The sequence below is a fragment of the Micromonospora sp. WMMD710 genome (assembly GCF_029626045.1).
Taxonomy (GTDB): domain Bacteria; phylum Actinomycetota; class Actinomycetes; order Mycobacteriales; family Micromonosporaceae; genus Micromonospora.
In genome coordinates this window covers 3419169-3439901 of the sequence record NZ_JARUBD010000001.1, presented here as the reverse complement: position 1 = coordinate 3439901, position 20733 = coordinate 3419169, and the positions used below count along the sequence as shown (strand labels likewise).

16 protein-coding genes are annotated in these 20733 nt (G+C 73.4%); 9 read left to right on the top strand and 7 right to left on the bottom strand.

What is annotated here, in order from left to right; all coding sequences use genetic code 11:
- Nucleotides 1-340 precede the first annotated feature (340 nt).
- A complete protein-coding gene (locus tag O7620_RS15775; protein ID WP_278127024.1) occupies nt 341-2104 on the top strand; it encodes a hypothetical protein in 1764 nt (587 codons plus the stop codon).
- Entirely contained in the window at nt 2104-3894 is a 1791-nt protein-coding gene (locus tag O7620_RS15770) for a hypothetical protein (protein ID WP_278123620.1), read from the top strand. Before O7620_RS15775 ends, O7620_RS15770 begins: the two co-directional genes overlap by 1 nt.
- Here the strand turns inward: O7620_RS15770 and O7620_RS15765 are convergent, their stop codons facing one another.
- Complete coding sequence (locus tag O7620_RS15765; protein ID WP_192580495.1) at nt 3895-5754, bottom strand: hypothetical protein; 1860 nt, start codon at nt 5752-5754, stop codon at nt 3895-3897.
- 124 nt (nt 5755-5878) lie between these two features.
- Between O7620_RS15765 and O7620_RS15760 the strand changes: the two genes are divergently transcribed.
- The gene (locus tag O7620_RS15760) at nt 5879-6805 is read left to right on the top strand and encodes a PQQ-binding-like beta-propeller repeat protein (protein WP_278123619.1); all 927 of its coding nucleotides are present in this window, start codon (nt 5879-5881) and stop codon (nt 6803-6805) included.
- Entirely contained in the window at nt 6802-8082 is a 1281-nt protein-coding gene (locus O7620_RS15755) for a PQQ-binding-like beta-propeller repeat protein (protein WP_278123618.1), read from the top strand. Before O7620_RS15760 ends, O7620_RS15755 begins: the two co-directional genes overlap by 4 nt.
- Here the strand turns inward: O7620_RS15755 and O7620_RS15750 are convergent, their stop codons facing one another.
- The gene (locus tag O7620_RS15750; RefSeq protein ID WP_278123617.1) at nt 8083-9189 is read right to left on the bottom strand and encodes a peptidase C39 family protein; all 1107 of its coding nucleotides are present in this window, start codon (nt 9187-9189) and stop codon (nt 8083-8085) included.
- A gap of 138 nt (nt 9190-9327) precedes the next feature.
- Here O7620_RS15750 and O7620_RS15745 point away from each other — a divergent pair, with 138 nt between their 5' ends.
- The 3 genes from O7620_RS15745 (at nt 9328) to O7620_RS15735 (ending at nt 11761) form a co-directional block, all read left to right on the top strand.
- On the top strand, nt 9328-9996 hold the full coding sequence (locus tag O7620_RS15745; RefSeq protein WP_088951539.1) for a response regulator transcription factor: 669 nt from the start codon (nt 9328-9330) through the stop codon (nt 9994-9996).
- The gene (locus tag O7620_RS15740) at nt 9993-11168 is read left to right on the top strand and encodes a HAMP domain-containing sensor histidine kinase (RefSeq protein ID WP_278123616.1); all 1176 of its coding nucleotides are present in this window, start codon (nt 9993-9995) and stop codon (nt 11166-11168) included. The genes O7620_RS15745 and O7620_RS15740 overlap by 4 nt, the downstream gene beginning before the upstream one ends.
- A gap of 161 nt (nt 11169-11329) precedes the next feature.
- The gene (locus O7620_RS15735; RefSeq protein ID WP_278123615.1) at nt 11330-11761 is read left to right on the top strand and encodes a VOC family protein; all 432 of its coding nucleotides are present in this window, start codon (nt 11330-11332) and stop codon (nt 11759-11761) included.
- A 98-nt stretch (nt 11762-11859) separates the two neighbouring features.
- On the opposite strand, the gene O7620_RS15730 is transcribed toward O7620_RS15735, so the two are convergent.
- From O7620_RS15730 to O7620_RS15715, 4 genes are all read right to left on the bottom strand, one after another.
- Nucleotides 11860-12594: a hypothetical protein gene (locus tag O7620_RS15730; protein ID WP_278123614.1), complete on the bottom strand. Its 735-nt coding sequence runs from the start codon at nt 12592-12594 to the stop codon at nt 11860-11862.
- 168 nt (nt 12595-12762) lie between these two features.
- The gene (locus tag O7620_RS15725) at nt 12763-14832 is read right to left on the bottom strand and encodes a 3-hydroxyacyl-CoA dehydrogenase NAD-binding domain-containing protein (RefSeq protein ID WP_278123613.1); all 2070 of its coding nucleotides are present in this window, start codon (nt 14830-14832) and stop codon (nt 12763-12765) included.
- Entirely contained in the window at nt 14829-16025 is a 1197-nt protein-coding gene (locus tag O7620_RS15720; RefSeq protein ID WP_278123612.1) for a thiolase family protein, read from the bottom strand. Before O7620_RS15720 ends, O7620_RS15725 begins: the two co-directional genes overlap by 4 nt.
- A gap of 105 nt (nt 16026-16130) precedes the next feature.
- Nucleotides 16131-17462 carry a ribonuclease D gene (locus O7620_RS15715; protein WP_278123611.1) on the bottom strand — a complete coding sequence of 444 codons (1332 nt, stop codon included), beginning with the start codon at nt 17460-17462 and terminating at the stop codon, nt 16131-16133.
- A 209-nt stretch (nt 17463-17671) separates the two neighbouring features.
- On the opposite strand from O7620_RS15715, the gene O7620_RS15710 reads away from it, so the two are divergent.
- Nucleotides 17672-18937 carry a trypsin-like peptidase domain-containing protein gene (locus tag O7620_RS15710; RefSeq protein WP_278123610.1) on the top strand — a complete coding sequence of 422 codons (1266 nt, stop codon included), beginning with the start codon at nt 17672-17674 and terminating at the stop codon, nt 18935-18937.
- Nucleotides 18938-19108: 171 nt separating this feature from the next.
- Nucleotides 19109-19900 carry a hypothetical protein gene (locus tag O7620_RS15705; protein ID WP_278123609.1) on the top strand — a complete coding sequence of 264 codons (792 nt, stop codon included), beginning with the start codon at nt 19109-19111 and terminating at the stop codon, nt 19898-19900.
- Between the two features lie 164 nt (nt 19901-20064).
- Here O7620_RS15705 and O7620_RS15700 read toward each other — a convergent pair whose 3' ends face one another.
- Nucleotides 20065-20637, bottom strand: a complete 573-nt coding sequence (locus O7620_RS15700) for a DUF3000 domain-containing protein (protein WP_278123608.1) — start codon at nt 20635-20637, stop codon at nt 20065-20067.
- Nucleotides 20638-20733 lie beyond the last annotated feature (96 nt).

The following is a 20733-nucleotide window of genomic DNA, read 5'->3' as shown; positions in this document are numbered from 1 at the left end:
GCCGCACCCGGAGGCGGCTGACGGCCTCGACGACCTCGACGAGACAGTGAACTACCGCACGTCGGCCAGCCGACCGGGCGGCCGCGTCGCCACGTCCGCCGCGCCGGCCGACGCCACCGTCGGCGTCGCCGACCCCGCGCCCGCGCTCGCGCTCGCTGAGCCTGCGCTCGCCGCACCGGCCACTACCGCCCCGGCCTCCGCCGGGCCGGCCGAAGCCTCCGTCGGCGTCGCCGAGCCCGCACTCGCCGCACCGGCCACGGCACCGGTCGATGTCCCGCCGGACACCGACGGCGCACCGGCCGACGCCGCCGACGGCGACGACGCCGACGCCGACGCCGAGGTGCCGGGCAGGAACCGGTGGCGTCGGTGGACCCGGCGGCGGCAGCACCTCGCGGTCGGCGGGCTGTTCCTGCTCGCCGCGCTCTGGGTGACCAGCCGGATCTGGCTGGACCCGGCCGGCCGGGTGGCCTCGCTCTACACCGGCGACCCGGCGCAGGTGCAGTTCTTCCTCGCCCACTCGGTACGCGTGGTGCTGCACGGCGAATACCCGTTCTACACCGAACAGTTCAACTACCCCGACGGCGTCAACCTGATGGCCAACACGGCCGTGCTGGCGCTGGGCATCCCGATGGTGCCGGTGACGCTGCTCTTCGGGCCGGCGGTGTCCTTCGTGGTGCTGGTGACGCTCGGTCTGGCCGGCACCGCCATGGCCTGGTACCTCATGCTCTCCCGGCACCTGGTGCGTACCCCGCTCGCGGCGGCGGTCGGCGGCTGGTTCTGCGGGTTCTCCCCGGCGATGCTGTCGCACGCCAGTTGGCATCCGAACATCATCAGCCAGTTCCTGTTGCCGTTCATCGTGTGGCGGGTGCTGGTGCTGACCCGGTCGGTTCGGCCGGTGCGTGACGGCGCGCTGCTCGCTCTGCTGGTCACCGCGCAGGCGTTCATCAACGAGGAGATCCTGCTCTTCACGGCCCTGGCCTGCGGTGTGTTCCTGATCGCGGTGCTCGTCCAGGAGCCCGCTCGCTGGTCGGCCGCGTGGCGACCGCTGGGCGCCGGCCTGGCGGCCTGCACGCTGCTGGCCGGGGCGCTGCTGGCGTACCCGCTGTACGTGCAGTTCGCCGGGCCGATGGCGTACCACGGGCTCAGCGACGCGGTGCGGGACTACGGCAACGACATCGCCGCCTTCTTCGCGCCGGGCTCTCCCACCCTCGGCGGCAACCAGCGGGCCAACATCAACCTGGCGCCGAACTACTCGGAGGAGAACGCCTTCTTCGGCTGGAGCCTGTCGCTGCTCGCCATCGCCATCGTGGTGTGGCTGCGCCGGGAGCTGGTCGTACGGGCTCTCGCGGCCACCGGCGTGCTCTTCGCCGTGCTCTCCCTGGGCGAGCGGGTCTCCTGGTGGGACCGGGAGCTGATCGCCGGCCCGTGGCAGTTGCTGGTCCACCTGCCGCTGCTGGACGCGGTCGTGCCGACCCGGTTCGGCCTGATCACCAGCGTGGTGATCGGTCTGCTGCTCGCGTTCGCCGTCGAACGGGCGTGGGCGCTGCGCCCCGCCGACCGCCGCACGGTCCGGATGCTCACCGCCGCCGGTCTGGCGTTCGCGCTGCTGCCGATCGCCCCGATGCCGCTGCGGATGGTCTCCCGGCCGCCGGTGCCGGACTTCATCACCGCCGACCGGTGGCGGGCGTACGTGGGCCCGGACCAGACACTGGTGCCGATCCCGGTGCCCAGCATGGGCAACACGCACGGCATGCGCTGGGCTGCCACCACCAACCTCGACTTCAAGATCCCGGGCGGTTACTTCCTCGCACCCCGCAACGGCAACACCGGTGACCCGGGTCGGTTCGGCGGACGGCCCAGCGGTGTCGGTGAGCTGCTGGAGGAGGTGGCCACCACCGGCCGTACCCCGGAACTCGACGACCGGCAGCGCCGCCGGTTCGCCGACGAGCTGCGCCACTGGCGGGCGGCGATCCTGGTGCTGCCGCTCCGCCAGCAGAACGCCGAGCCGTTGCGGCGTACCGTCGAGGACCTGGTCGGCCCCGGCCGCCAGGAACTGGACGTCTGGGTGTGGGACGTCCGGACGCTGACCGACCGCTCGGTCTGATGACCACCGGGACGGCGTCCCCGGCACCGGTCGCGCCGGCGCCGGTGCGGCAGTCCCGGCCGACCTGGCTGCCGGACGCGCTGGTGGTGGCCGGCTATCTGGCCCTGGCCGTCCTGCTGACCAGCGCGCAGTGGGGGCATCCGTGGCGGCTGTTCCACCAGGCCGGCGACCAGGTCCTCTTCGAGTGGATGCTGGCCCATGCGGCGCACGCCGTCGTCGAGGGGGAGAACCCGCTGCACAGCACGGCGTTGAACGCGCCGGACGGGGTCAACCTGATGGCGAACACCTCGGTGCTCGGCCTGGGTGTGCCGCTGACCCCGGTCACGCTGCTGTTCGGTTCACAGGTGGCGTTCTGCGTGGCGGTCGTCAGCTGCCTCGCCGGCACCGCGTCGGCCTGGTACGCGCTGCTGCGCCGCCGGCTGGTCGGCGCCCGGTCCGCGGCGGCGGTCGGTGGCCTGATCTGCGGCTTCGCCCCCGGCATGATCGCTCAGGCGGGCGCGCACCTGCACATGGCCGCGCAGTTCCTGGTGCCGGCGATCCTCGCCCTGGTGTTCCGGCCCGCCGATGCCGAACGGTCCCCGTGGCGGCCCGGCGTCGGCCTCGGACTCCTGGTCGTCTGGCAGGTCTTCATCGGCGAGGAGACGCTTGTCTTCCTGGCACTCGCCGCCGGGGTGTTCGCGCTGGGCTTCGCGCTCGCCGACCGGGTGGCCGCCCGCCGGCTCGCACCGGCCCTGCTCGGCCGCCTCGCGGTGGCGGCCGGGGTGGCGGCGGTGCTGCTGGCGTACCCGCTGTGGTTCCAGTTCCGCGGCCCGCAGCACTACGCGGGGATGGCCTTCGCGGCGCACGGCTTCCAACTGGACGCGGCGTCGTTCACCGCCTCGGCCCGGCAGACCGTGCTCGGCGACGACTGGTTGCCGGGCCTGCTCTCGCCGAACCCGACCGAGGAGAACTCGTTCTTCGGCCCGGGGCTGCTGGTGCTCGCCGTGGTGATCGTGATCTGGCTGTGGCGCCGGCCGCTGGTGCGCGCGCTGGCCGGCTGCGGCCTGGTGTTCGCGGTGCTCTCGCTCGGCACCGAGCTGCGGGTCGACGGCACCGTCACCGGCGTTCCGGGGCCGTACCGGCTGGTCGCCGGGCTGCCGCTGCTCGACCTCGCGGTGCCGGCCCGGTTCGCGCTGGTGTGCGTGCCGGTGCTGGGGATGCTGGTGGCGCTCTCCCTGGACCGGGTCCGGGCGGCGCGCCGGCTGCCGGCCGTGCCGGGTCTGCCGGTACGGCTGCTGTGGGCCGGTGCGGTGGCCGCCGCCCTGCTGCCGCTTGTCCCGACACCGATCCGGGTGGTGCCGGTCGCGCCGGTACCGGGGTTCGTCGCCGACGGCGGGTGGCGTCCCCTGGTGCCGCCCGGCCGGACGGTGGTCGCCGTACCCCCGGTCACCGGCGCGGCGCGGAGCCCGGTGATGCTCTGGTCCGCCCGCACCGGGCTCGCGTTCCCGGCGCCGGGTGGGTACTTCATCGGACCGAGTGGCCCGGACGATCCGACGGCCCGCTGGGGAGCACCGGACCGGCCCACGTCGGTGCTGCTGCGCCGGGTGGCCGACACCGGCGTGGTGCCGGTGCTCAGCGACGTCGACCGCCGCCAGGCCGTGGAGGATCTCCGGCACTGGCGGGCCGCCGTCGTGGTGCTCGGCAACTTGACCAACGGCGACCCGGTCCGCCGGACCGTCGACGACCTGCTCGGACCGGGCCGTCCGGTCGACGGCGGGTGGATGTGGGACGTCCGAAGCCTGGCCGGCTGATCAACCCACCAGGGTGCGGACGTCCCAGACCCAGACGTCGTCGACCCGCTGCGGCGGCCCGATCAGGGCGGTGACCAGCTCCCGCAGCACCGCCTCGCGCGGGTGCGCCCCGAGCACCACCACCGACGCCCGCCAGAAGCGCAGGTCCTCCACGGCCTGGCGGCGGTTCTCGTCGGTGAGCGCCGGGACGGTGCCCGCGTCCATGGTGGAGTAGATGAGGCTGCTGGTCGGCCGGTTCGGCGCGCCGAAGACCCCCTCGCCCAACTCGTTCGGGCCGATGAAGTAGCCGCCCGGGACGGGGAACTCCTGCCCGGTCAGCGCGCTCCAGCGCAGCGTGGGCAGGCCGTGCACGTTGCTCGGGATCGGCACCGGCACCAGGGTCCGGCCCGCCGGCACGTACGGCCGCCAGCCGCCGGCGGTGATGAAGTGCGGCGGCGGTTCGATCTGCTGGGCGGGCAGTGGCCGGGGGAAGAGCGGCAGCACGGCGAGGGTGACCGCCGCGTACCCCACCGGGCGCAGCCACCGCCGACGGGACGCGACGGACGGTTCGCCGGTGCGCTGGGCCGGCACCGGCGGCCGGTCGGCGGCCGGGGAGCCCTGACGGGACGCGGCGTCCCAGGTGAGCGCGAGCAGTACGCCGACCGCGGCGGCGACCACCAGCGTCAGGCGGGTCGGCATCATCATCTCGACCAGCGGCAGGTCGTCCGGCACGTACGACCACGGGCCGCGCACCCCGGTCTCCACGCCGTCGAACCGCACCCGGGGCCCGATCGAGGCGACCGTGAAGACCACGATCAGCACCGCGGCGATCCGGGCCGGTAGCGAGCGACGGACGAGCAGCACCAGCGCGACCACCGAGAGCAGCACCAGCGGCCAACCGAACCAGGTGTTCTGCTCGGTCAACCCGATGGTCTGCTCCACCGCCGGGTCGCCGGCCCAGGTGTCCCGGGCGAAGGTGACGAACGCGACGAGGTCCTCACCCCAGTTGTGGAAGACGCCGCCCTGTAAACCGCGGTAGGACTGCGGGCCGTTGAACTGGAACCAGATCGGGTACGCGGCGAGCAGCAGCGCCAGCCCACCGGCGACGCCGAGCCCGGCCAGGAACGTGCCGGCGGCGGCCCGCGTGGCGGCCGGCCGCTGCACGGCGTACGCCAGCACCACGACGAGGCAGGCCAGCGCGGTGAGCAGCAGCATCTCCTCATTGATGAAGATCTGGTACGCCACCAGCGCCCCGAGCACCAGCCCGTTGCGCCGCCACCGGCCCGGCTCGCCGAGGCGCAGCACCCGCACCACGATCAGCGGCAGCAGGAAGTTGGACACGAAGTTGGGTTGGCCGTTGGCATGGTGGATGATGCCCGGCGCGAAGCCGAGGAACGCGCCGCCGACGAAGGCCGCCGCCCTGGAGCGCACCAGGTGACGGGAGAGCATCCAGTACGCGGTGCCGGCGGTCGCAGCGAGGGCCCCGCCCAGGTAGAGCGCGTACATCACCTGGGGGCCGAGCAGCATGGTCAGCGGCGCCAACGGCAGGGTCACCCCGAGAAGCGAGGTGTTCGCCATCATGTTCACCCCGTCCGGGGCGTTCTGCCGGGCTGTGAACAGCGGGTTCTCCAGGTGCCGAACGGAGTACGCGCCGTGCGCGAACAACCACTCGAACCAGCTGTGGTCGGTGGGCAGGTGCGAGGAGACCCGGCCGGTCACGTCACCCCAGTAGTTGAGGCAGACGAACACGCCCAGCACCACATAGGCTCCGAGGGCCACGAGGTCGGCGCGGCCGGGTCGACGTCGAGGTCGCCGTGTCGGCTCGACCTCGACCGGGTCGGCGTCGGTTACGGGATTCAGCGAGGGGTCTACCACCGGCACAGCCACGACGCGCCATCGTACAGGCGGTGATGCGTCGGATTTGCCGGGCCGGTGTGCCCGCGGTCGGTCTTACCGGGGCGACCCGTTCGCCGGCCGCGACGGGTGACGGAAGGACGGACGGTCGGTGTCGATCATCGAGCTGGGCGAGGTCCACGGCGATGACGGCTCGATGGCGCCGGCGCCCCGCCCGCCGCGTGCCGTCGGCCGCCCGGCGCGCGGCGTGGCCGTACTGCTGCTGGCCGCTGTCGTGTTGGCCGGTGCCGCGCCGGCGCCCGGGCGCATGGTGAGTCCGGTGCCGGCCGCGCGGGCCGCCGCGGCGTACCTCGCCGAGGACGGCGTCTTCGTCGTCGATCCGCCGACCGCCACCGGTGACCGCTACCTGACCGCGTACGCCCCGCCGACGGCGGACGGTGGCGTGCGGCGGCGGTGGCAGGCACCCCTGCCCCGCACCGGCGACTACCTCGGCGTCCGGGTCGAGCGAGGACTGGTGCTGGTGCTGGGGATCAGCGCCGCCAACGGTGTGTTCCAGACCACCGCCTTCGCCGCCGAGACGGGTCGGCAGCGCTGGCAGCACTACGGCCGTTCGCAGCCGACGGCGGACGGCGGGCCGCTGGTGTCCTATGTGATCGGTTGCGCGGGTCTGCTCTGCGCGTTGCAGCAGACCGGCGGCCTCCAGGTTCTCGATCCGGCCAGCGGCGCGGTGCGCTGGTCGGACCCGGGCCTGGACACGCTGACCGACGTCCGGCACGGCCGGATGCTGGTGGCCGGGCCCAACCAGCGGTACGCGGCGCGGGATGCGGCGACCGGGCAGGCGCGGGCCGAGCTGGGCCAGTGGAACCTGGTGCCGACGCTCCGACCGGACGACCCGTTGGTCGGCGTGCGTCCGGTGCGCGACGGGCGGCTGGTCGTCGCCGAACTGGACCTGGTGGCCGGCCGGTCGCGCATCATCGACGTGCTTCCGGATGTCGTGGGCAACTGCCAGGCGTCCCTGCCGATTTTGCTCTGCCAGCGCCTCGACGGGTCGACCGCGTTGTGGCGGTTGCCGGAATGACCGGCCCGGTCATCGACCTGGGCGAGCTGCGGCACACCTCGGAGCCGGCCCCGCTGCCCCGCCCACCCCGGGCGAACGGCCGACCGCTGCGGTGCGCGCTGGTCCTCCTGCTCGTGCTGGCCACCCTCGCCGCCGCGGCACCGACACGCCGGCAGGACGTGGTGACGCTGCCGGCGCAGATCGCCGCCGAGACGCTGCTCGCCGACGGCGTGTTCGTGGTCCTCGACCCGGTCCCCGCCCGGCCGACACAGCGGACCCTGACCGTCTACCGGATGCCGGGCGGCGAGCGGGTGTGGCAGACCCCGGTGCCGGTGGAGGGCCGGTCCTGGGGAATCGCGTCGGTGGGCGGGGCGCTGCTGGTCACCGTCTACGATAGCGACATGCCCGGTCAGGGCTCGCTGTCCCTGGCGTTCGACCGGGAGACCGGGGCGTACCGGTGGCAGCAGCCGGGTAGCCCCGTCGAGCTGGCGGACGGCAATCTGTTGCTGCAGTCCAGCAGCGGAGACGACCCGATCGGCCTGCGCGCGGTCGATCCCTGCTGCGGCACCGTGCGCTGGCAGGTGTCGGCGGACGCCGCCGTCAGCTTCCGGCACCGGGGGCGAGGGGCGGACCGCATGGTGCTCACGCGGGCGGGCGGTCGGATCGAGGTACGCGACGCCACCACCGGTGCGGCACTGGCCACTGCCGACCTGGGCGACTCCGGCGGCGGGCCCCAGATCAGGCAGGTGGTGAACGACCTGCTGGTGACCATCACGGGGAGCCCGGCCACGATCACCGCGTACGGACTGGACCGGCTGGAGAGGCGGTGGAGCGTCCCCGCCCGGCAGGCCGAGTTCGCGTTCGACTGCGGCCCGGTGCTGTGTCTGCACCTCGGCGGTGTCGGGCTGTGGGCGGTGGACCCCGCCACCGGCGAACCGCGCTGGTACAGCGACCGCTGGTCGTGGGTGTTCTCGTACGGCGACCGGTTGGTCGCCAGCGTGGCGAACAGCTCCGGCACGCGACTGGAGCAGCTCGTCGTGCTCGATCCGGCGACCGGGCGGGAGGTGGCCGAGCTGGGCGGCTGGGAGCTGGCCCAGTCCGGCTTCGGCAACCCGCTGGTCGGTGTGCGCCGGCATCCGGACGGGGGACTGTACGTCGCGCGGCTCGATGTCAGCGCCGGGAAGGCGCGCCCGCTGGACGTGTTGCCCGGCGTCGCCGGGAGCTGCCAGGCGAGCGTGGGCGTTCTGCTCTGCCAGCGCGTCGACGGCTCGTACCGGCTGCTGCGCACCCCCGACTGATCACCAGTTGGCCTGCTCGGGCGGCGGGGGCAGTGGCACCGACGTGGGCCGCAGCACGTACGCCAGGCCACCGCTGCCGCGTTGCCACACCGCCGCGAACCGCTGCCGGGGCACCGTCCGCCGTACCGAGTCGTCGTCCGGCGCGTACGGGTCGTTGAGCACCGGGTCGCCGTCGACGGTGAAGCCGACCAGCACCATGAGGTGCCCTCGGGTGTCGTAGGCGAGCCCCGGCACGTCGTCGGCCCGGAACGCCGCGGAGACGATCAGGGGGATGCCGGCGGCGACGAACGCCTCCGCCTCGGTCAGCGACCGCAGCCGGGTGACGAACGCGTCCACCCCGTGCAGACCCGCGTAGGCGGTGTTGAACGGCCAGTTGCCGGTCCCGGCGTAGGCGTGGTCGTAGCAGTGCCGGGCGGCGTGCACCACCACCGGACGCGGGCCGGGCGGCTGCACCCAGGCGTACCGCTCGGGCGGCGGCGCGGCACCCCAGTAGGCGAGCACCATCGAGGTGCAGGTGGGGCTGCACCAGGAGTCGCCGCCGCCACCCCACTGCGCGTGCTGTCCGGCGTACAGCCGCTGTGAGTAGCGGGGCACGTCCAGCACCCGACCCCGAGCGGCGGTCGAGGCGGGCACCGGCTCGTACCCCTGCCCGACGGGTGTGCGCCCGGTGGCGACCGCGCCGATGCTGCGCAGCACCGGCCCGGTCGGGCTGCCCTCCGGCCGGCGCGGGGTCACCCGTGCCTGCCAGCCGGTGACCGTCGCTCCCGTCACGGTCAGGGTGTCGGTGTCCACCCGGGCGTCACCGCCGCGCTGGCCGGGCACCGAGGTGCGCCGTACCGTGCGGTCGTCGGCCGACCAGCGGGCCAGCAGGTACCAGTCGGTGCTGGGCGTGTCGCCGTGCCAGCCGCGCAGCTCGACCTCGATCCAGCAGCCGTCCGGGGTGTCGGCGGTCCACGACGGCACCACCTCGGCGACCTCGAAGCCGACCCGCACCGGCGGCGACGTCCACCCGCCCCGCTCGTCGACGGTGCCGGCCGTCGAGTCCGCCGGGAGGTGGAAGCCCCGGTAGGCGATGTCCCGCCGGGTGGGTGGTGCCGTGCTGCTCATGCCGGGTCCGTCCGTCGCTCGGTGCGGGCAGCATCGCGTACGCCGAGCCGGTCCGCAACGCCGACCGGCGCGGACGGCGAGGGACGATGGTTGCCGGCCGGCACTAGGTTGTCGGTGGTCAGCAGCGAGGAGGCCGGGATGCGGGTACTGGTGGTGGAGGACGAGCGCAACCTCGCCGACGCGATCGCGCGCGGGTTGCGCAAGCGGGGGATGGCGGTCGACGTGGCGTACGACGGCGACGCCGGCCACGAGGCGGCGTTCGTCACCCGGTACGACGTGGTGGTGCTCGACCGTGACCTGCCGGGTGTGCACGGCGACCAGATCTGCGCCGACCTGGCCGCCTCCGGCGCGCTGACCCGGGTGTTGATGCTGACCGCCAGCGGCACGGTCGCCGACCGGGTGGAGGGGTTGCAGCTCGGCGCGGACGACTACCTGCCCAAGCCGTTCGCCTTCGACGAGTTGGTGGCCCGGGTGCAGGCGCTGGGCCGGCGGGCCACTCCGGCGGCGCCGCCGGTGCTCGAACTGGCCGACCTGGTGCTCGACCCGGCCCGCCGGGTGGCCACCCGCGCCGGAGTGCCCGTCGACCTCACCAACAAGGAGTTCGGGGTGCTCAGCGAGCTGCTCAAGGCGCGCGGCGCGGTGGTCTCCTCCGAGGAACTGCTGGAACGGGTCTGGGACGCGAACACCGACCCGTTCACCACCATCGTCCGGGTCACCGTCATGACGCTGCGCAAGAAGCTCGGTGACCCGCCGCTGATCGAGACGGTGGTCGGCGCCGGCTACCGGACGGCCGAGGTCGGCGCGTGAGCCGCCGCCTGCGTCCGACGCTGCGGCTGCGGCTGACCCTGCTCAACGGCGTGCTGCTGATCGGCGCGGGAGCGATCCTGGTGCTGCTGGCCTGGCTGCTGGTCCGCGACGCGCTGCGACCCACCGACGAGCTGGTGCCCGGCACGATCGTGCTGCTCTCCGACGGCCGGCAGATGGACGCCGCGCAGTGGCAGCGGCAGCTCGTCGACGCCGCCTCCGGGGAGCTGCTGGCCAAGGGCCTGGTCGCGCTGCTCGCGATCAGCGTGGTCGGGGTGGCTGGCGCGTACGCGGTGGCCGGCCGGGCGCTGCGCCCCCTGCACCAGGTCACGGCGACCGCGCAGCGGCTCGGTGAGGCGACCCTGGACCAGCGGATCGGCTACTCGGGCGCCGACGACGAGGTGGCCGAGCTGGCCAAGACGTTCGACGCGATGCTGGACCGGATCGCGTCCGCGTTCGAGGCGCAGAAGCGCTTCGTGGCCAACGCCTCGCACGAGCTGCGGACTCCGCTCGCCGTGATGCGCACCGAGATCGACGTGACGCTCAGCGACGACGATGCGGACGCCGCCGAGTACCGCCGGATGGCCACCGTGGTCCGCGACGCCTCGGAGCGGGCGAACGGGCTGGTGGACGCGCTGCTGGTGCTGGCCCGCAGCGAGGCGCAGGCCGGGCGGCGACTCGGTCGGCGTACCGAATGTGATCTGGCCGCCGGCACCGCCAACGCGTTGTCGGCGATGCGTCGTGAGGTGGACCGGATCGGCTTGCGGGTGCAGACATCGCTGGAGTCCGCGCCGGTGGTCGGCGACCCGGGACTGCTCGACCGGCTGGCCGGCAACCTCATCGAGAACGCGGTCCGCTACAACCACCTGCACGGTCGGCTCTGGGTGCGTACCGGCACCGACGGCGACCGCTCGTGGCTGGTGGTCGGCAACACCGGGTTCGAGGTGGACCAGGCCGACGTGCCGGGACTGTTCGAGCCGTTCCGGCGCGGCGGACGGGAACGCACCGGTGCCCGCGGGTCCGGCCTGGGGCTGTCCATCGTCCGGGCGGTCTGCAACGCCCACGGCGGCACGGTACGGGTCATCGCGCAGCCCGGCGGTGGCCTGGAGGTGACGGTCACCCTGCCGTCGGCGGACGCCCCGGCGGTGCCCGGCCCGGTGCCCACGGCCGGCTGAACGGGGTTGCACGCGGCGCTCGGCCGATGGCAGGATCTGCCGAGTCAGCTCGAGACGAAGGGGGGTGCGTCGATGTCCACCAACCGTGACTCCGCGCCCCGGGTCTGCGTCGGCTGACGTCCGGAGGCGGAGCGTCCCATCCAGCACCGGAGGGAACACCCGTGTATCCACGGATCCGCAACATCAGTTTTGACTGTCACGACACGTACGCCCTGGCCGGCTTCTGGTCGGCGGTGCTCGGCTACGTCCGGCACTCCGATGACGTCCCGGGTGATCCGGAGGCGGCGCTGCTGCCCTCGGACGGGGCGATTCCGGCCCTGTTCTTCCAGGCGGTGCCGGAGGACAAGGTGACCAAGAACCGGCTGCACATCTGCCTGGAACCCGTCGAACGGACCAGGGACGAGGAGGTCGAGCGGGTGCTCGGCCTCGGGGCGACGATGGTCGCCGACCGGCGGAACGCCGACGGCACGGGCTGGGCGGTGCTCGCCGACCCGGAGGGCAACGAGTTCTGCGTGCTGCGCAGCGCGGCCGAGCGGGCGGCCATGCCGGCCTCGCCGGACACTTCTGCGACGGGTGACATCGACCCGGCCTAGGTGCCGACGGAGCGCAACGTCCCGATGGTCCGACGCCGGGCGGTACGGCACGGGGCCCCGACCACCCGAGGGTGGCCGGGGCCCCGGTCGCTGTCCGATCAGGAGCGCTGTTCGATCTGGCCCCGGATGGTGACGAACTCGGCCTTCACCTGCTCGGCGGTCTTGAAGTACACGACCACCAGGCCCACGCTGCCGCGGTCGGCCCAGACGCAGACGCCCAGCGGCACGCTCTCGGCCTTGCCGTCGCCGCAGCGCGCCTCACCACCGAGCGGGCCGGCCTCGACCGCCGCCATGTTGGTCACGGCGAGCTCGGTGGAGAGCCCGGTCACCGCCTCGTCCAGTTCCTTCTTCGGGTCGGCCATCACGCCGGACACCGCGGTGATCATGATCAGGTCCTGCTTGGTCGGGTCGCCGTAGAACGCGCCGACCGTGCTGGTCTCGTTCTGCACCTCCGACTTCATGTCGGTGACCATCTGGTCGGCGACCGTCTGCAACTGCGGGTCGGTGTTCTTCGCCCGGCCGGCGAGCGTGGCCGGCGCGACCACCCGGGTCTTGGTGGCGTCGACGACGTCGCCCACCTCGTCCTTGAGCGCGAACCAGGAGATCGCCGCGCCGCCGAGGCAGAGCACCAGCACGACGGCCAGCACGATCAGGATGATCTTGCCGGCCTTGGACTTCTTCGCCGGCGGCGGGCCGACGGGCGCGCCCGGGTCACCGTACGACTGGCCCGGCTGCGGGGCCGGGAAGCCCTGCTGTTGCGGGTAGCCCGGCTGCTGCGGCGGGGTAGGGGAATCGTGCGGCGGGCCGTAGGGGGTGGCCGGCGGCTGAGACATCAGTCAGCTCCAAATTCGGGTGGAAAAGCGGATGATCTTAACCCGGTGGTAGGACATCCCGTCGTCCCGAACGCAGGTCCCGACCATCTCGGGTGCCGAAACGTGATCGCGGTGGCCGGTCCGTCCGGGAGGGACGGTCCGACCACCGCGACGGTGAAGCGGTGACGGTCAGGCGGGCAGGCTTGCTGCCCCGCGCGGCAGGAACCGCCGGCCGGTGACCCGCTCGCTGGTGCCGGTCCGGTCCAGGTACGGCGTGACGCCGCCCAGGTGGAACGGCCAACCGGCACCGAGGATCATGCACAGGTCGATGTCCTGCGCCTCGGCGACCACGCCCTCGTCCACCATCAGCCGGATCTCCTGCGCCAGCGCGTCCAGCGCGTTCTGTCGGACCTGCTCGGCGGTCAACGGCTGGTCACCCACCACGAGCAGCTTCGCGACCTCGTCGTTGACCTGGTCGTCGACCACGATCGGCTGACCCGAGTCGGCGATCCGCTTGAGATTTTCGCTGACCCCGAACCGGTTCGGGTACGCGGCGTGTAGCGTGCCGCCCACGTGGTAGGCGACGGCCGGCCCGACCAGCTGGAGCAGGGCGAGCGGGCGCATCGGCAGGCCCAGCGGGTCCAGTGCGCTGTTCGCCACGTCCAGCGGGGTGCCGGCGTCGACGGCCGCGAAGACGGTGCCCAGGAAGCGGGTGAGCAGCCGGTTCACCACGAACGCCGGAGCGTCCTTGACCAACACGCTCGACTTCTTGAGCTGCTTGCCCACCGCGAACGCGGTCGCGAGGGTGGCGTCGTCGGTGCGCTCACCCCGGACGATCTCCAGCAGCGGCAGCACGGCCACCGGGTTGAAGAAGTGGAAGCCGACCACCCGCTCCGGGTGCTCCAGCTCGGCGGCCATCTCGGTGATGGACAGGCTGGAGGTGTTGGTGGCGAGTACCGCCTCCGGGGAGACGATCTTCTCCAGCTCGGCCCAGACCTGCTTCTTGACGCCCAGGTCCTCGAAGACCGCCTCGATGACGAAGTCGGCGTCCGCGAAGGCGCTCTTGTCGACCGTGCCGCTGACCAGGCCGTACAGCTTGGCGGCGGTGCCCTTGTCCATCCGGCCCTTGGTGACGGCCTTCTCGATCTGGGTGTGCACGTAGCCGACGCCCTTGTCCACCCGGGACTGGTCCAGGTCGGTCATCACCACCGGCACCTGGAGGCGGCGGGCGAACAGCAGCGCCAACTGGCTGGCCATCAAACCCGCGCCGACGATGCCGACCTTGGTGATCGTGCGGGCCAGGCCCTTGTCCGGTGCGCCGGCCGGCCGCTTGGCGCGTCGCTGCACCAGGTCGAACGCGTACAGGCCGCTACGCAGCTCCTCGGAGAAGACCAGGTCCGCGAGGGCCTCGTCCTCGGCGGCGGTGCCGGTCGCGAAATCCGCGTCCTTCGCCGTCTCCAGCAGGTCGAGCGCCTTGTACGCGGCCGGCACCGCGCCGTGCAGCCGCTGGTTCAGCGTCTCCCGCGCGAAGTAGAGCACGCCGGCCCACATGTCCTTGTCGACCTCGGGCCGGGTGACGGTGACCTGGCCGCGCACCACCCCGGCGGCCCACTCCAGGGACCGCTCCAGGAAGTCCGCCGGCTCCAGCAGCACGTCCGCGATGCCCAGCTCGGCGGCCTGCTTCGGCTTGAGCATCTTGTTCTGCATCAGCGGGTTCTGGATGATCACCTGGGTGGCGGCGGGGATGCCGATCAGGTTCGGCAGCAGCTGGGTGCCGCCCCAGCCGGGCACCAGACCGAGGGACACCTCGGGCAGGGCGAGCGCCGCCGCGCCACCGGACAGCGTCCGGTAGTGGCAGTGCAGCGCCAGCTCCAGGCCGCCGCCCATCGCCGCGCCGTTGACGAACGCGAACGTGGGCACGGTGCTGTCCTTGAGCCGGGCGAAGACCCGGTGGCCGAGCCGGCCGATCTCCAGCGCCTGCGCGCGGTCGGCGAGCTGCGGCAGGCCGACGATGTCCGCGCCCACACAGAAGATGTACGGCTTGCCGGTGACCGCGATGAACGCCGGGTCGGCGGCGAGCGCGGCGGTGATCGCCTCGTCCAGGCTGGCCAGCCCACCCGGGCCGAAGGTGTTCGGCTTGGTGTGGTCGAAGCCGTTGTCCAGCGTGATCAGGGCGGCCGGGCGGTCCAGCCCGGGTACGTTCACCTGACGCAGCAGCGCCTTGGTGACGACCTCGTTCGGTGCGGCCAGTGCGCTCACTTGTCGCCCTCCGTCCAGTGCGGGTTCTCCCAGATGACCGTGCCGCCCATGCCGATACCGATGCACATCGCGGTGACGCCGTAGCGGACCTCGGGGTGCTCGGCGAACTGGCGTGCCAGCTGGGTCATCAGCCGCACGCCGGACGACGCGAGGGGGTGACCGATGGCGATCGCACCGCCCCACGGGTTGACCCGCGGGTCGTCGTCGGCGATGCCGAAGTGGTCGAGGAAGGCGAGCACCTGTACGGCGAACGCCTCGTTCAGCTCGAACAGGCCGATGTCGTCGATGCTGAGCCCGGCGAGGCGCAGCGCCTTCTCCGTCGACGGGATCGGGCCGACACCCATCACCTCCGGTTCCACCCCGACGAAACCGAACGACACCAGCCGCATGGCGACCGGAAGGCCCAGCTCGCGGGCGGTGGCCTCGTCGGCGAGCAGGCTGGCCGTGGCGCCGTCGTTCAGGCCGGCCGCGTTGCCCGCGGTGACCTTGCCGTGCGGGCGGAACGGGGCCTTCAGGGTGGCGAGCTTCTCCAGCGAGGTGTCCCGGGGGGCCTCGTCCACCGTGGCCAGACCCCAGCCGCCCTCCGCGTCGCGGATGGACATCGGCACCAGGTCGTCCTGGAGCTTGCCGTTGGCGTACGCCTTCGCGGTCTTCTGCTGCGAGGCGAGCGCGAACGCGTCGGTGCGCTCCTTGGTGATGTGCGGGACCAGGTCGTGCAGGTTCTCCGCGGTGGCGCCCATGACCAGCGCGGACGGGTCGACCAGCTTCTCCGCGATGACGCGCGGGTTGGGGTCGACGCCCTCACCCATCGGGTGGCGGCCCATGTGCTCGACACCGCCGGCGATGGCGACGTCGTACGCGCCCATGGCGATGCCGCTGGCGACGGTGGTCACGGCGGTCATCGCGCCGGCGCACATCCGGTCGATGGCGAAACCGGGAACGGTCTTGGGTAGACCGGACAGCAGCGCGGCGGTGCGGCCGATGGTGAGGCCCTGGTCGCCGATCTGGGTGGTGGCCGCGATGGCGACCTCCTCGACCCGCTCCGGCGGCAGCTGCGGGTTGCGGCGCAGCAGTTCACGGATGCAGCGGATCACCAGGTCGTCGGCGCGGGTGTTGGCGTACATGCCACCCGCCTTGCCGAACGGGGTGCGGACGCCGTCGACGAAGACGACATCCCGGACTTCACGGGGCACTGGAGCCTCCTAATCGACCACGGCAGGTTCTCCCCGGATGCTACTCGCCAGTAACCAGCCCCGTCCCGACCCTCCGCTGTGGCCCACCCCACACCGGCCGGGGGCCTACCCCTGGGCTGGCTGGGTCGGCGAGAGGGCCTCGGCCAGGTCGGGGGCGAGGAGGGCGATCTGCCATTCGCGGGCGTTGAACCCGCGCAGGGTCTCCGCCACCGTGTCCTCGGTGACGTCCTCCGGCGGAGTCCACGCCAGCCGCCGGACCGAATCCGGGGTGATCAGGTTCTCCGGAGGCAGATGGTGCTCGCCGGCGATGCGGACCACCACCTCCCGGGAACGGGCGAGCCGACCGGCCGCCACCGGATCCCGTTCGGCCCACCGGTGCGGCGGAGGTGGACCCTCCACCGTCGGCGTCACCGGCAGCTGGTCGTCCGGCAACTGCCGGGCGTCGTCGAGTGCGGCCAGCCAGGTGCGAGCCAACCGGCGTACCGATCGACCGCCGAAACCGGGCAGCGTCAGCAGCGTCTTCTCGTCCTTCGGATCCAGCTCGGCGGCGGCGATGATCGCCGAGTCGGGCAGCACCCGACCGGGCGCCGAGTCCCGCCGGGCCGCGATCTGGTCCCGGGCGTACCACATCGAGCGCACCCGGGCCTGAGCCCGCGCCCCGCGTACCCGGTGGATGCCCGAGGTGCGTCGCCAGGGCTCCGCGCGGACCCGGGGCGGGCGTGCGCCGGTACGGACCAGCGCGGCGAACTCCTCCGCGGCCCACGCCGACTTGCCCTGGCGGGCCAACTCGGCGGCGAGCGCGTCGCGCAGGTCGGTCAGCAGTTCCACGTCGAGCGCCGCGTAGGTCAGCCACGACTCGGGCAGTGGCCGGCTCGACCAGTCGGCCGCCGAGTGGTGCTTCTCCAGGGTGAATCCGAGCAACTGCTCGGTCAGCGCGGCCAGGCCGACCCGCTCGAATCCGGCCAGCCGAGCGGCCAGTTCCGTGTCGAACAGACGGCGCGGACGCAACCCCACCTCGGCGAGGCAGGGCAGATCCTGACTGGCCGCGTGGAGCACCCACTCGGCCTCGCCGATCACCGCGTCCAGTGCGCTCAGGTCGGGCAGCGGCAGTGGGTCGATCAACGCCGTGCCGGAGCCGGCCCGACGGAGCTGGACCAGGTACGCCCGTTGGCTGTAGCGGTAGCCCGAGGCCCGCTCGGCGTCCAGGGCGACCGGGCCGCTGCCGGCCGCGAAACGGGCCACGACCTCGGCAAGCTCGGCCGGCGCGGCCACCGGATCGGGGGTGCCGTCACGCGGGGCGATCAGCGGAACGGGCCCACCGTCGGTCGGGTCGGCTCCCTCGCCCGCCGGCTGCGGCTGGGCCGACGGCGGGTGGTGGGGGGCGGTGCCCGGAAGGTCTTCGGCGGGCCGACGGCGCAGGGGTGGTTCGTCGGTCACCTGTCAACCCTAGTGCGCGCGGTGATCCGGTGGGTGCAGCCGGTCCGGTGCGTGTCGGTCAGGTGTCCAGAAGGTGTCCTTTCGAATGCCGGACATCGGGGGAGACAAAGCCCTTTCGCGCAGGTACGGTCCATCGAGCCGCCGGCCCGGGTACGCGTGACACGCGGGTCGCTGGCGGCACGGGGAGACCACGGGAAGGCAAGACGATCATGACGGCTGGCTTCGGTTCGGGGGACGGACGACCGGCGGGCGCCGAGCCTGCCGGCGTGGGCGGGCCGACCGGCGAGCGGCCGGGGCCACTGCCACCGCGCATCGCGCCGCACCCCGGTGCCGCGCCGACCTGGTCCGCTGCCCCGACCGGCGACGCCGATCCGTCCCGGGTCGTTCCGACCCCGCGTACCGGCTGGTCCGGCCCACCCAACACCGGCCAGTGGGGCGGCCCGCAGCCGTCCCCCGTCGCCGCCCCGGCGCCGTACGGCACCCCCGGCAACCCCGCAGCGCACGGTGCCGGCGCTCCGACGGTGCCGCCGAGCGCTGGCGGCCACCCGTCACCCGCGCCGAGCTTCCCGGGCGGTTACCCGCAGCAGCCCGGCGGCCCGGCCAGTGCCCCGCCGTTCGCGACCGCAGGCCACCCGGGCGGTCCCGCGCAGCCCGGCTGGCCGGGTGCCGCACCGCCGCCGCTCGCCGGGGCGCCGCGTCGCCGCCGCTGGCCGGTCGTGCTCGCCACGCTGCTCGTGGTCGTCCTGGCGGCGGTGGCCGGCGTGCAGGCGTACCAGCTCGACCGCCTCGGCGACCGGCTCGCCGACACCGACCGGCGGCTGGCGCAGGCCCAGGACGGCGACGGCACCCGCTTCGACGCTCTGGAGAAGCGGGCGGAGGCGCTGGAGAAGCAGGCCGGCGCCGCGTTCAACCCGGAGGCGGTGGCCAGCGCGGTGCTGCCCAGCGTGTTCCGGGTCCGGGCCGGCCAGTTCACCGGGACCGCGTTCGCGGTCGGCAAGCCGGCGGCCGGCGGCGGGACGAACCTGTTCACCAACTTCCACGTGGTCGAGGCGGTGTGGGACGGCGGTGGCCGCGAGGTGTTCCTGGAGCGCACCGACCAGCGCTTCCCGGCGACCATCGTGAAGGTCGACAAGACCAACGACGTGGCTCAGCTGCGGACCAGCGGAAAGTTCACCGGCCTGGTGACCGCCCCCGCCGCCGTGAAGTCCGGCCAGCAGATCGTCGTCGTCGGCGCTCCGCTCGGTCTGGAGGACAGCGTCACCACCGGTGTGGTCAGTGCGCTGCGCTCCGCGTCGGGCGGCTCCGGGCCGTCCATCCAGTTCGACGCTCCGATCAACCCGGGCAACTCCGGCGGGCCGGTGATCAACGGCAGCAAGCAGGTGGTCGGCATCGCCACCGCCAAGGCGCGCGACGCCGAGGGCATCGGGCTGGCCGTACCGATCAAGGTCGCCTGCGACGGCTTCAAGATCTGCTGACCCCGATCTGCTGACCCACGGTCCGGCGTCGGTGCCGGTTCCGCTCCACCACCCACGGCCGGCACCGGCCGTTCCCGTTCCCGCCCGGGTCCACGGACCCGGACGATCTCGCCGCTGTACCCGGACCGTCGCGCCCACCGGCGGGTGGTCCGCTCACCTGGAGGAATAGAGATGTCCCAGCCATCGAACGGACCGGACGGGCTTCCGTCGGCCACCCCGACGCCGCCGACCGGCGACCCGACCGTCCAGTACCCGGCGGGCGCCGACCCGACCGTCCAGTACCCGGCGGGCCAGCCGGTGCCGCCGCAGTACGCGCCCGGTCAGTCCGCACCGCAGTACGGCGCGGCCCAGCCCGCGCCGTACGGCGCCCCGCAGGCCGCGCCCAACTACCCGGCCAGCGCCCCGCCGTACGCCGGGCAGGTCTCCGGACCACCGGTTTCCGCCCCCGGCTACGCCCCGCCGATGTCCGCGCCGCCGGTCTCCGGCCCGGCCTACGGGCAGCCGATGTCGGCCCCGCCGGGGATGCCGCCGTACGGGGCGCCGCCGGCCGGTCGGAGTCGCACGGTGCTGGTGTTGGCGGTGGTGGCGGCGCTGCTCTTCGTCGTCAGTGGCGTGATGACCGGGCTGTTCGTGACCAAGAACAGCGAGCTGAACCGGACGGAGAAGCGCCTCACCGGTCAGGTCAGCCAGCGTGACGGCACGATCAGGGCCAACACCACCGAGATCGCCAAGCTGAGGACCGACCTGCAGGCGATGCAGGACAAGCTCGACAACACCGAGCAGGACCTGACCGGCACCCGCAACGACCGTGACGAGCAGGCCCGGCAGAAGAAGGTCATCGCGAGCTGCCTGGACAAGCTGACCACGGCGCTCGGCGCGGCGGCGGCCGGCAACAAGGGCGCGTACGACAGCGCGATGAAGGGCCTCGACAAGGTCTGCGACGAGGCCGAGAACTACCTGTAAGAGGGCATCCCGCCCCGCCCCGCCCCGCCCGCCACCCGGTCGATCATGAAGTTGTGGTGCCCCATGAATGCCCCGCCGAGGGACATTCCGCCCACCACAACTCCATGATCGACTCGTGAGGGGTGGGGGCGGGGAGGGGCGGGGGCGGGATAACGGGGTGGGGGTTAGGCGGTGGTGGCGGGGCGGCGGTCGGCGAGGGCGGTCACCCCGGGTGGGGGGAGGCCGGCCGTCGAGGCGAGCAGGGCGCACCAGCCGAGCAGGTGGGGGGCCAGGTCGTCGTCGACCGGCGTCCACGAGGCGCGGATCTCGATGTCACCGGCGGTCGGTGGGCCGGCCAGGTCGCCGAACCGGGTCGACATGGTCTGGGTGACCGTCCCGCCGATCGCCCGGTGACCGGCGTCGTGGGCGTCCAGTGCGTCGGTGAGCCACGTCCAGCCGACACCGGGCAGCAGCGGGTCGGCGGCCAGGTCGACCTCCAACTCGGCGGTCACGTAGGTGACCAGCCGCAGGGTGCCCTGCCACGCCTCGTGCCCGACCGGATCGTGCAGCAGGATCAACCGCCCGGTGGCCACCTCGTCGCCGTCGCGCAGCACGGCCGCGGAGAGCGCGAACGCGTACGGAGCCAGCCGTTGGGGTGCGCCGACCTCCTCGAGGGTGATCTCCGGCCGGGGCGCCGCGGACCGCAGCCCGGCGACCGCGCGGGCAAAGGTCTCCGGGAGCGCGATCGGGGGGGCCATGTTGGCAGCCTATGCCGCCGTCGGCCCACCCGCTTCGACGGCGCGCCGACGCTCCCGTTGGGCACCGGAGTGTGTAACGGTGCCCTTCCTCTCACC